This is a genomic window from Arthrobacter sp. NPDC055138 (assembly GCF_053607305.1).
Genome location: NZ_JBSGTH010000001.1, coordinates 424,671 through 437,200, shown reverse-complemented (window position 1 = coordinate 437,200; position 12,530 = coordinate 424,671). Strand labels below are relative to the sequence as shown.

Below are 12,530 nucleotides of genomic sequence, written 5' to 3'. Positions count from 1 at the left end.
CCTTTGAACTTCGGCCCCGTCTGTGGAGTTCTGGTGCCGATCCGCGACATGCTGACTGCTGTATGACAACATATGACCTATCTCATACGAATACAATGGGTATAGGTGAAGAATTCGTCTCGGGGCTACCCTGAAAGATAAAGATCAAGAGGTTTGTACATGTCGAAATCGACGGCCGAATGGCCCCAGACATTGCCAGGTCGGCCTATTCGACGGGCCCCCGCGCTAGCGCGAGAACAGGTGGCGAGCTACCTGCGCGACGGCATCACCGATCTCGCCCTACCCGCCGGCACCCCGCTGGTCGAGCGTGAAATCGGTGAAGCCACAACGGCGAGCCGCACCACCGTACGCGAAGCACTTCGCCAGCTCGAAGCGGAGGGCCTTGTGCAGGTCGACCCCGGCCGCGGCGCGTTCGTGAAGCAGCTGACCCGCCGAGAGGTGCTCGAAATCTACGCCGTTCGCGCGCAGCTTGAGGGGCTCTTGTGCACCCTGTTTGCCGAGAACGCGTCGGACGAGCAGCTCGTCAGGCTGCGCGAGGCGTTCGAAGCCATGAAGTCTCGACTCGCCGACCCTCGCAACATCATCAATGCGAAAGAGCAGTTCTACGCGGTGCTCTACGAGGGGGCCGACAACATGGAGGCGCAGCGGCTCTTGCAGGGTCTCGGCCGACGCATCAGACTGTGCCAAGCCACGTCGCTCAGCACCGCCGGTCGCCCCCAAAAAATGCTCGAAGAACTTGGGCTCATCGTCGACGCGCTCGAGCGCCGAGACGCCGAAGCCGCGCGAGCGCGCTGCATCGAGCACATTGAATCCGCTGCAACGACGCTCATGGAGTCTCCCGACGCCCGCTTCGTCTAACGCTCGAACCACAATCCGCTGCGCACCCACGCCTCCACAGAACGGAGCGAGGGCGCGCATTCATCACCGAGTATCGACTTCTGGCGAATCTTGCATCCCTTAGGTAGCCCCTATTGACGGGCGGGTTGTAGGCCTACGGTGCAGCGGTAACTTCCCATGAACTACCTGGACACTTGGCTCTCCGACCGGCGTCGATCCAGTGACCTTTCGAGTAAGAGTACGGCTCTTTCAGGGGTTTCTGCGGGTACCAGCAGCTTCGATCGTCGCAGGTCAGACCTGTTTTCCTCTCTCATCCGCTTTCGTCGGCTGTTACCGAATCTGCGGGATAGATGCGGGGTTCGGTGACAGTCGCAGACGCGCACCGCGTCAAAAGTATCGCGTGTCTTGTCCGCGTCCATCTGAAGGCCGTCAGCCATTCATCGCCGGGCCGGTTATTGAGTCCCAGTGCTTGCGGACCAGCCGCACAGAAAATTTGGACACGCTGGGAGCTTCCGCTCTCGCTCTGGCATCCACAATCATGAAAAATGACTTTATGAAGCAAAAGACAGCGCAGACGTTAATCGTTGCGGGTCAGTCCAGAAGTGTTCAAGATTCACTCGGCATCTTGGAGCGATATCCGAGGAAAACTCCGGCGGCTTTTGACCTTATCGGGCCCGGGCAGGTTGGTGAGCTAACCGGTGAAGAAGTCGTTCGCACTCGCAAGATCAGCTCACGCATCTCCAACCGAGAAGTCGCTTTCTTTATCAAGACCGCAGCGACGGCGCCGTGGATCGACGCAGCAGACCTGGCGGATGCGAGCCCTGGCACCGGCCTGACAGATGGGCAACTCTTCACTTCCATGTCAGACCTGTACTGGCACTTCGCCGAGGGAGCACCTAAAGGAGTAAGCTTCGCAAAGATTTCCAAGGTCTTACATCTGAAGATGCCAAGCCTCTTTCCCATCCTCGATCGACATATAGCCCGCTCATACACCCCAGCAGCAAAAGCACTCAAGGTTGACTATCCGCAGTTGGGTTGGCGGCGCCGGACTTGGCTCGCGATCCGCAACGACCTGCTTGATGCCCGAGCCTCCGGCGGCCTGGATGAACTGCGCGCTGCGATCCGCTCATATGAATCAACCGACGCCAGGCAGCAGGATCATGTTCGACGCTTTGATGGGCTCACCGACTTGCGCCTGCTGGATATTTTGGTCTGGTAATCATTGGCAATCGGCATGGCTCCATGTCCCTTGCTCAGACGTCCACCAGGCCCCTTCACCGCGACACTTTCTTGCCCCCAGCGAGGATCCCAAACACATGCTGGCCCCTCGGGACCGGTTAAAGGATTTGAACGCTCGGCTCCAATCCGAACTTGATACTCGGCACCGGCCTGTGTAGTCTTCAGATATCAACACCGGTCCCCTCTAGTACCCAAAGACCTCGCGTCACCGGATACTATGGGCCGGTTTTCATTTAAGCTGTTGCAGTGCCTAAGTATTCGAAGCCTCATAAGACCTACTCGGAACAGCTAGCCATTCTGGCATCCAGAGGCCTTACGAACAGCAATTCGCATGCGGCTGTGAAAGACCTCAGGCGGATCGGTTATTATCGCCTGTCTGCCTACACGTATATTTTTCGAGAGTTTGACCTCCAGAACCTAGACAGCCGCGGGAGGCCGCGCAGGTTGGACACGTATTTCCAAGGTTCGCGGTTTGAGGATGCGGTAGCCTTGTACGATTTCGATACCAACCTGCGATCTGTCTTGGCTGACGGGCTGCAACAGATTGAAATTGGCATGCGTGTCCACATTGGCTACACGTTAGGCAAGCGGAATCCGTTTGGTCATGAACTCTGCCAGGGATTGGACACAACAGCCTGCGCGATGCCCTCGAAGCCATTTGGGCCAACGGTTTATGAAAAGTGGATCAAACGCTACGACGAACTGGCTGAACAAGCTCGTCAAGAAGACTATGTGGCGCACTTCATCCTGAATTACAACGCCGAATATCCGATTTGGGTCGCAACTGAGTTTATGGATTTTGGAGCGCTCACTCGCCTGTACAGCCTCCTACTTCCCGATGACCGAAGGTCCATCAGCAGGAACTTAGGGATCAAAGACAACACGGTGACGCACGCTTGGTTGAAAGCATTGAACGTTCTTCGCAACGACTGTGCACACCTCAACCGCGTGTGGAATCGCGTCACAGCTACAGCGCCTGTTAAACCTCATCAGTCCAAGGTCGACGGAACAGATCTACTGCACCTTCGCGAGGCGAATAACACCCGACTGTACTTCTTGGCGGCCTTATGTCCGGCTCGGTAAGTCCGGGGCCCGGATCGTCTACCGGGTGTCAGACCTCGACCAGTATCTCGCCGAGCGCCTGATCGGTGTTGAGCGATGAGCGCCGGCGGCGAGAACGCCGGCCGGCGACCTCGCGCTGGCCGACAACGCTCAGCCACGACCCGCCTTGAGGTGGGTCACCACTCCATCGACCGAGCGACGCCGCGTGAGCGCGAGGGTGTGTGGATGCTCGACTGGTCCATCCGGCTCCACGATGGGCGCTTGCTTAACAAGCGTTCTCAAGGTGCCACCAAAGGCCTGGTCCGGCAGCGCGCCAAGATTACTGCCAAAGAGCTGCTCGCCACCGGCGGGGGCATCTGGAAGACAACTTCTCCTCTGAGTCAATACATCGAGCAAGTATCCCGGTCGGCCATCGAAAAGGCTCAACTGAGCCCCAACAGTCGTGCGAGGTACTTTCTCGCACTAAGCCAGCTCGTTGGCGACTGCAGCACACACTCTCACTCCGACTCTCTACGCAGGCACTCGATCGCCTCCGGCACACGCTTTCGGGCCCTTGAGGCATGCCTCCAGGAAATCGCCGAGTTGCTCGGCTCGGAGAGCGCCCGGCAGGCCCGATCCGTCCTTTCCAAGTACGTGCTGCAGCAGCTGAACCGCGACGAGGTCATCACGGGCAACCCGTTGTCGGGGATGTCGATAGATCTGAAGAGTTCAAAGCGGGTCAGCAGCAAGAGAGGCGGTCAGTCGCTGACTAAGGATCAGTACCACGCAGTGCTTGACTACCTCCTGGCCCTCGATCCAGCCGAGGGCCAGCGCAAGCCTAAACGAGGACGCTGGTCGTTGGCGGACCGTATCGCAAAACGTCGAAATGCCATTGAGCTCACCCTGCTGCAAGCGACCACGGGCCTACGCGTATCGGAAGCCAATGCGCTTACCTGGAACCACGTCGAGACCGACGACAACGGCACGACCCACGTGGTCGTCACAAAGTCCAAGACCCATCGACCTAGACGTGTGCCCATCTTGGACACTCGAGTGGCTGATCGGCTACTGGCACGTCAGAACGCTGCAGCAAACAATTCGGCGCACGTCATTGGTGCGCCGACGGACCAGATGATTGCCTGGGACCGCGACAACTGCCAGAAGACAACCACGCCGCTCTACATTGAGCTGGGCGAGTCGCTCAATATCGAGCTTCTGGAGACGGCCAGGACTCACGTCTGGCGCGCGACGCTGAACTCGCTGCTGCTCGATCAGGTGCCAGAGGTGGTCCGGGCGGCCTTCTTTGGACACGACACGGCGGTGAACCGGTCCGCGTACACCGACCTCGCCGACACATCCGGCATGGTCAACGCCGCCCGGAGGCTCCGGGCAGTTTAAGTGCCCAGTCCAAGGAAACTCATGGCACTGGTATGGAGCAACTTACACCTGCCCGCAGGTTTTCTACCAGCCGCGACGTTGGTCCTGCTTCTCCCTCGCCCGTGCGGCCTTGAGTTGTCTGCCTAATTCTTCAGCTGCCAGTGCACAGACTTCCTCAAGCTCGGGTTGTCCCTCGCGCAGCTTAGCGAAGAACTCGAGATCGCTAAGAATCGCATTCGACTCGTCCCCGGTCCCACTGCTCCTTTCAAAGGCTTTAGCGACGATGCGTTGTGGCGTAACCTGTGCAGCCAAGAGAGCGGGTGCGAGAGCCACGACGGTGTGATCGCGATAGCCTGACATCGATCTGAGAAGAACCTCTCCATCTACAACGTCAGCGGCCAGCAAATCGCTGGCAAGATTCGCGTCTGTACCGAGCACGTCTCCTGCGTAACCAGTGCGGATCAGCGTCTCAGCGTCAAGGGTCGTGACGATCCGCCGCTTTTGATCCTGCGGGAGGTTCCTCAACACATCGGGGAATGACTTCACTAGTCGGCGCGAACGCGAGGAGAACCCAGATGTCTCCGCGTTAGCGATGAACCAGTCGGCGCAGAGCTCGGGATCGGTGGTGACGGCGTGTTTGAGTATCTCGCCGAGGCGCCATCTTGAGTGCCGTGGCAGCTGGTCGGGTGCTGCCTCGACCAGTGCTGCCCGCCATTCGGGCCTGAGTTCCTCGGGCAACGCCGGTCCATGACCTCGTGCTCCCTCTGCGAAGGTGACGGCAGCGAGGGCTCGTACTGACGTGCGCGCGTGTATGAGCAGTTCACGCAGGATTGGAGTGACTGACTCAAGCATCCACAGGTCGCCGATGAGTAGTACGTCATCGTCGGTAAGACCGTCGATGACAGTGCGCGCCAGATCATCCAGTTCGCCATCTTCGTGCGTGATTGCGCGTAGAACCTCGGGTCGCAGCTCAGGGACCTCGATTGCCGACATAACCAAATCATCGATACCAGCACCATCTGCGCGCGCCTTGGTCATCAACGGCGCAACGAGGGGACGGGCAATTGCCCTAATAGCGGCTTCCAGCCATGCGCCAGAGTGGGTCACATGCTCTGCGAGCGTGCCCGCGAACGAACCACCCTCATGGTTACCATCGAGAACCGCTGCCTCGGCCACAAGCCTTCTGTACTCAGCGACGCCTTCCGCAGCAGTTAGCTTGTCCAAGTCACGGGCCAGGGACGCCCACTGCTCCCGACGCTCGTCCATCCAAACGTCGATGTCGTCGTCGGGTTCTCGCACTCCCACAAAACGAGCCAAGCGATCGTCACCGACCGGGAGCTCCGCCAGCGTTGTAGGCCCACCATTCCACATCGAGACAAGGGCGAGCCGTTTGTTGACCCGAATAGGCACCGCAGTGAAGCGTTCTGCCAGCACCGTCAGGGTCCTTAGCACCAGCTCGGCTCCCTTCGCGCCGACAATACGGTGCGCCGTCGAGGCCTCGCCCCCATGGTTGGTGATGCCTACGGCAATCGCGGACCATGAATCAAAGATTTCGCAGAGTTGTGCAACCGCCCGATGGGTGATGCTCAAAGCTGCCTCCCCCCGAACTCTGGAATCAATCATGTTCCAGAGTCCGAGCAGTGATCCCATTGCCTCGGCCGTCATTACGCCCTGAGACATGGTGATGCTGAGGTGGCTGCTTGGATCACTCCAGTTGCCCTCAACACGGGGGTCGAAGACGTATTGCGTGACCTCTGCGAGCATCTGCCACCGGGCCGCGTTGGGATCTTCGTCGAACCACTCCAGCGTGTATTTCAAGATGAGGTCGCGCAAGGTATCAACGGGCCCTAGATCAGGGTCGAGGTAGTGCGCCATGTCCTGGATAACCCGCATCGGGTGGTCGGGGTGCTGGTGTCGAGGCCGGTCGTCGCTGATTGCGAGGTCGAGCAGTCCGCGAGTGGCTTCGCGAGAGCATGAACGGCGGAAAGCGGTCTGGAGTATCTTCTCTGCAGCCGTGCCGTAGGGGTCGTAGGTGAGATCGCCGTATAGGGTCTGAGGCTCACGAGGCGAGTCAAGGACAGTACGGGCGAGGACGGCGGCGCGGTCAGCCGAAGTCACATCGATGCCACTGTAGACCTCGACCAAGGCAAGTGAGATCTCGTCGATCTCCCTTGTCGATATGTCATCGAACCACGATTCCGCCAGCGCCCGAACGCCCGTGTCAGGAACATCGTTTGCGAGATTGAGGACTGTGTGGTCCAGCCGTTCGTCATGCGGGAACTTCGCAGCAAACGAGGCCCAACTCCTTTGCTTTCTTACCCCGAAGAAGGTCGATGCGCAGATCAGTGAGCGGAGCGGAGCGAGCACAGACCACCTGTCATTTGTCCGCTCCACGAGACCTCCCTGAGCTGTGACCTCGAGCCAGGCGATCAAGTCGGCGTACGGGACACCAGCATGGCTTGCGATAATCTCGATGTCCTCGAGGGACGCTGCGCCAAGTGCGGCGATGCAGGCCAGCGCGTCATTGAGTACGGCGTTGCCTGCAATAGCGGCAGCGAGGCCGGCGACTTGGTCAAGAAGCGATTGACCGGTTGCGAGGTCGTCACCGGCACCGTTGACGACCAAACGAGAAAGGATGGAGGCCCAGCCCGGTCGGCCGTCGGACTGTTCGAGTACCAGTGACCGCGCGCGAACACCGTGGACTCCGAGCGCTTGGATCATTTGATCGAGTGCGGCTCGAGCTAGGCGGTCCACCTCCACCCGCGTCGGCTTGTTCAGCAGAGCCTCTACCGGGCCCTCGGTTCCTGGCCACGTCGCGGCCAATATGGTGAAGCTGAACCGTTCCTTGCTACGAATTCTTACCAGTTGCTCAAGGAGCTCCCGATGAAGGTGGGCATCGTCTAGCACGACGGTCGTTGGATCCATGGCGAACAGGTCGTCGGCAAGATGGTCGCGGGCAAGACGGTCGATGAAGTGCACGCCGCCTTCGAGCTCCGCTAGTAGACGGCTCTTGCCGACACCGGGAACGCCCACTATTGAGACATCGTTCGTCAGCTGTACCGCGGCGCGCAGGTGATCGAGTTCCTCGTCCCGCCCGAACAGGTCAGTGAACGATGACGGCGGCTCAGGTGCTTTCGTCGTCAACGCTTCAAGACGACCCTGGACTCCTGTCAGCTCAACGCGGAGATCCGGGTCGCGGCGTAGGGAATCAACTAGCCACTGCCTTGCATATATGCGCGGCACCGGGAGGTCATTGGTTCTACAGTAGGTCTCGATATTGCGGCGCTTGGTGTCCGAAAGGCTCCTAGACGTAATCATCACAAGCTGGTCTACTCGGAACGTCTCACCCGCATCCCAGAATTTTTTCCAGGTTCTATGGCTGCTCTTGAGATTGCTGAGGGACTCGCCCGTCGTCACTAGAATCCTCCCGCGAGAGTCGGGATCATCAGCAATGGGAGCGATGATGTCTCCGTCACGACCTCCGTCGCTTCCGCCTTCAATACCAACCACATTCTCGTAGTGGTTAGCCATCAGGGCCACGGCGCACCGCTCAAACACGTCAGCGTCAATACCTGCGTCGAGCTTTCCCGTGATGCGTTCGTTCAGATTCATGTACTAAGACTGCCAGTAACGCTTAGTCGGTGGACGCACGCTGAGAGATCCCCCAGAGGACGGCTACACCGCCCTTGAAGCGGCGACCTTGAGCAAGGTGCCCTTTCGCGAGTCCTTGAGGCGGTGCTCGGTGGTGGAAACGCGTGCGTATCCGATGGGCACTGGGGGTCGGCCTCGGGCTTGGAACCACTGTCCTACGGAAGGTCGAGGTAGCCCCGCCTCCGGTCTAGACTCCGTTCTAGCTGCGGGATATTCCGGTGTAACTCCGGGCCACTAAACGCTCTGCTGCGCCGATAACTCGGCCCTGACCGGGGAAAACGTCCTTCGTTACCGGCGTGTTAAGATTGAACAGATCCGAACCCGGAGGTCGTAGGTTCAAATCCTACCCCCGCAACTCCACTGAAGAATCCCGGCCCGGGTCACCGGGTCGGGATTCTTTTTTGTGCGCGCTGCCTGCAGCGGACCGCCGATTGGCCTCGACCGACGGCGACGAGACGACGCCACGCCGCTCGCCCACAGGGCAAAGCCCGCGGGCCTTGAGCAGCACCGAGAGCGCTGATTAAGCAGCGCCGGGTCCCCTCGCTCCGGCATGTCTGGAGCGCCGGCCAAGGTCCGAGTACCGTGCCTCTTACGGGGCGGTGCGTCCGGCCCCGTGATAGAAGGAGATCGTAATGGCCGAGGCCGAAGACGCATCCACACCGGAAAACGAGACCCCAAAGCCGCTGATTGAACGCAGCCGCTTCGGCGCCGTGGAACGACGCAAACCCGTGGACGCCGAGGTTGAGGCCAGGCGTCCGCCGATTTCCAGCACCGAGTTGAGTAAGGGACCCACCGAACTAGCCGAGCATCGCGGCCCGCGGGTCAACTGGCGCGTGTTCATCATTGCCTCTGCGATCGTGCTGGCTTTCTCCGTTTGGGCGATGGCTGCCCCGGACAACGCCGCAGGCATCATGCATACGGCGGTCACCTGGATCGCCACCAACCTTGGCTGGTTCTACGTTGTGACCGTCACGCTGGTCATCCTCTTCGTCCTCTGGGTGGCCTTCTCCAAGGAGGGCAGCGTCCGGCTGGGTCCGGATCATTCACGCCCCCAGTACAACCTGTTCACCTGGGTCGCCATGCTCTTTGCTGCAGGCGTGGGCATCGACATGCTCTTCTACTCCGTGACCGGCCCGATCACGCAATTCATCTCGCCGCCCACCGCTACCCCGGAATCCGCGGAAGCCGCCCAGGACGCGGTGGTCTGGACCATGTTCCACTACGGCGTGGCTGGCTGGTCCGTGTATGCGCTGCTGGGCATGGCGATGGGCTACTTCGCCTACCGGTGGGGAATGCCGCTGTCCATCCGGGCGGCCCTCTACCCGCTGCTGGGCAAGCGGGTGCGCGGGGCAACCGGCGACGTGATCGACATTTTCGCCTTGGTGGGCACGGTCTTCGGCGTGGCCACCTCGATGGGCATCGGCGTCGTCCTGCTCAACGTCGGCTTCAGTTGGCTGTTCGGCCTGCCGGAGGGACTGGCGCTGCAGATCGCCCTGGTGCTGGTCGCCGTCGTGATGACGGTCGCCGCTTGTACCTCCGGCGTGGATAAGGGGATCCGCTGGATTTCCGAACTCAACCTGTGGGCGGCCGGAGCGATGATGCTTTACATCCTCGTCACGGGCAAGACGTCCTTCCTGCTCAATGCAATGGTCGAGAACATCGGCCGCTTCATCTTCACGCTGCCGGAGCGCACGCTGCAGACGCTGGCCTACGAAGAGGACGGATCGTCGTGGATGGCCGGCTGGACGCTCTTCTTCTGGGCCTTCTGGTTGGCGTGGGGCCCGTTCGTCGGACTCTTCCTGGCACGGATCTCGCGCGGCAGGACGCTGCGCGAGTTCGTCATCGCCGCCATCACCGCCCCGGTGCTCTGCGACTTCTTCATCGTCTCGATTTTCGGCAACAGCGCCATGAGCGAGGTGCTCGGCGGGAATACGGACTTCGCACAGCTCGCCGTCGACAGCCCCGAGCATGGGTGGTACGCGTTGCTGGAGATGTTCCCGGGCGCGCCGTTCCTGATTGGATTGGCCACGCTGTCGGGCCTGCTGTTCTATCTCACCAGCGCCAACTCCGGCGCGATGGTGATGTCCAACTTCTCCTCCTCGATCCCCGATCCAGCGATGGACGGGGCCAAGTGGCTGCGCATCTTCTGGGCCTTGGTCACCGCGGTCCTCACGGTGGCCATGCTGGTGGCCGGCGGCGTGACCACGATGGAATATGCCACCTTGATCTTCGCCCTGCCGGTCACGATCATCGCCTACTTGGTGATGGCCTCGTTCTCGAAAGTGCTCCGGATGGAGCGCGCGGAGCGGGAAGGGCAGGTGCGGCGCAGGCGTTCGACTGCCGCACACGGTGGACAGGTCCCGGAGAAGACCTGGCGGCAACGCCTCGCCCGCGTGCGCTCCTACCCGTCTAAGAAGACTGTGGCGCAATTCGCCGAACGAACCGTGCAGCCTGCCCTGCAGGACGTGGCCAAGGAGTTCACCAGCCTCGGCTATGAGGCAGAGTTGACGACCACCCCGAACCCGGAAGTCGGCATCGACGAGCACACGCTCGTGGTGAACATGGATGGCCACCGCGACTTCCACTACCAGGTGGCCGCGGTTGAGGCGCCGGTGCCAACATTTGGCGGCCGCAGCATGCCACGGGAGATTGACACCTACTACCGGTTGGAGGTGTTCACCCAAACCGGGACCGAGGGCTACGACCTGATGGGACTGACCCAGCAACAGGTCATCAATGATGTGCTTGACCGATACGAAGCGCATCTGGGCTTCCTCAACTACTCCAGTGAACACGACTATGCATCGGTGCTCACGCCCCGGGTGCCGCCGACAACCGAATCGATCCCGCTGGTCCCCCAGAAGGCCGACGACGTCGAGCAGATCGACGAGTAGCCCCGCGGCGGCCCGCGGCGGATGCGTTCGATCCCGGGCATGGGCTGCGGGCGGGAACGTCGGCTAGTGTCGTTTCCATGGAGAACGGCGACATCACGTTCCACACCCGCAAGTGGGTGCGGCCCGAAGACCTCAATGCCAACGGCACCTTGTTCGGCGGCAGCCTGCTGCGCTGGATCGATGAAGAGGCGGCCATCTACGCCATCGTCCAGTTGGGTAACGGGATGGCGGTGACCAAGTACATGTCCGAGATCAACTTCGTCAGCTCCGCGCAGCAGGGCGACCTGATCGAAATGGGGCTGACGGCGACGCACTTCGGCCGGACTTCGCTGACGATGCGGGCCGAGGTGCGGAACATGTTCACCCGCCAGTCCATCCTGACGATCGAGAAGATCGTCTTCGTGAACCTGGGCGAGGACGGCAAGCCGGCGCCGCACGGCTACACCGAGATCACCTACTCCCGGGACCGTGTGCCGAGCCAGCATCTGGACGCTGTCCGCCGCGCTGCCGAGTGACCGTGTTCCGTTTCCGTTTCCGGTAGCCGGTAGCCGGTAGCCGGTAGCCGGTAGCCGGTAGCCGGTAGCCGGTAGCCGATGGCAGAATGGCGGCCATGACCGGCCGTTAGCCCGCGGTCGCGGGGAACGCACACCGGGTCGGCTACTCGACCTTCGAGTTTGATCCTCGCCGCGTATTCGTTGAAGGGACACGCATGTTCGAAGAGTTTAATGCCCTCAGTTTCGACTGCTATGGCACCTTGATTGATTGGGAAGCAGGGATCGCCGCGGTCCTTGGACCGTGGGGACGGGCCGCGCGGCCCGAACTGACGGACGAAGAGTTGCTGCTCGCCTACGCGGACGAAGAAGCCCGCGTTGAGAGGGAGAATCCGACCACCCTGTATCCGCAGGTACTCGAAGAGGCCTTTCGTGCCACCGGTGCGAAGCTCGGACTTCCCGTTTCCGAAGCCGACGCCAAGCGTCTCGGCGCCTCCGTGCCCGACTGGCCCGCCTTCCCCGACTCCGCCGCGGCCCTTCAGCGGCTGAGCACGCGATTCAAGCTGATCATTCTGTCCAACGTCGACAAGAAGAGCTTTGCCGGCAGCAACGCACGCCTGGGCATTGAGTTCGATCGCATCATCACTGCCGAGGAGGTCGGCAGCTACAAGCCGGCAGCCCAGAACTTCGACGCCCTCAAAAAGTACGCTGACGGCGCGGACCTGAAGGTCCTCCACGTGGCACAAAGCCTGTTCCATGACCACGTCCCCGCGGCCCAATCCGGGCTAAAGGGAGTCTGGATCAACCGTCGCCATCATCGCGCCGGATGGGGAGCAACGCCGGATCCCGGCGTCGACGTCAAACCCGACTGGACGTTCAACTCCATGGCCGAATTCGCTGAGACGGCAGTCCCGCAGGGATCCGACTGAAGCTCAGGAGTGGCCGCAGGGGCTCGTTTGGCCAGGCCACGGCGGGCTGGTCTCCACGCGCTCGCTGGCGC

At 61.0% G+C, this 12,530-nt stretch carries 8 protein-coding genes; 7 read left to right on the top strand and 1 reads right to left on the bottom strand.

Features of this window, described 5'->3' with window-relative positions; all coding sequences use genetic code 11:
* The first annotated feature begins 240 nt into the window (after positions 1–240).
* The 4 genes from ACWF5H_RS02065 (at position 241) to ACWF5H_RS02050 (ending at position 4,515) form a co-directional block, all read left to right on the top strand.
* The gene (locus ACWF5H_RS02065) at positions 241–858 is read left to right on the top strand and encodes a GntR family transcriptional regulator (protein WP_452034510.1); all 618 of its coding nucleotides are present in this window, start codon (positions 241–243) and stop codon (positions 856–858) included.
* A 532-nt stretch (positions 859–1,390) separates the two neighbouring features.
* Entirely contained in the window at positions 1,391–2,056 is a 666-nt protein-coding gene (locus ACWF5H_RS02060) for a DUF6308 family protein (protein WP_452034508.1), read from the top strand.
* A gap of 266 nt (positions 2,057–2,322) precedes the next feature.
* Positions 2,323–3,159 (top strand): Abi family protein, encoded by an 837-nt coding sequence (locus tag ACWF5H_RS02055; RefSeq protein WP_452034507.1) that lies wholly within the window; start codon positions 2,323–2,325, stop codon positions 3,157–3,159.
* A 204-nt stretch (positions 3,160–3,363) separates the two neighbouring features.
* Positions 3,364–4,515, top strand: coding sequence for a tyrosine-type recombinase/integrase (locus tag ACWF5H_RS02050; RefSeq protein WP_452034505.1), 1,152 nt, complete (start codon positions 3,364–3,366; stop codon positions 4,513–4,515).
* Positions 4,516–4,578: 63 nt separating this feature from the next.
* Here ACWF5H_RS02050 and ACWF5H_RS02045 read toward each other — a convergent pair whose 3' ends face one another.
* Complete coding sequence (locus ACWF5H_RS02045) at positions 4,579–8,106, bottom strand: ATP-binding protein (protein ID WP_452034504.1); 3,528 nt, start codon at positions 8,104–8,106, stop codon at positions 4,579–4,581.
* A gap of 671 nt (positions 8,107–8,777) precedes the next feature.
* On the opposite strand from ACWF5H_RS02045, the gene betT reads away from it, so the two are divergent.
* The 3 genes from betT to ACWF5H_RS02030 all read left to right on the top strand — a co-directional run bounded on the left by betT (position 8,778) and on the right by ACWF5H_RS02030 (position 12,459).
* Positions 8,778–11,039, top strand: a complete 2,262-nt coding sequence (gene betT / locus ACWF5H_RS02040) for a choline BCCT transporter BetT (protein ID WP_452034503.1) — start codon at positions 8,778–8,780, stop codon at positions 11,037–11,039.
* A gap of 77 nt (positions 11,040–11,116) precedes the next feature.
* On the top strand, positions 11,117–11,554 hold the full coding sequence (locus ACWF5H_RS02035; protein WP_353917612.1) for an acyl-CoA thioesterase: 438 nt from the start codon (positions 11,117–11,119) through the stop codon (positions 11,552–11,554).
* Between the two features lie 194 nt (positions 11,555–11,748).
* Positions 11,749–12,459 (top strand): haloacid dehalogenase type II, encoded by a 711-nt coding sequence (locus tag ACWF5H_RS02030; RefSeq protein WP_452034502.1) that lies wholly within the window; start codon positions 11,749–11,751, stop codon positions 12,457–12,459.
* The last annotated feature ends 71 nt before the right edge of the window (positions 12,460–12,530 follow it).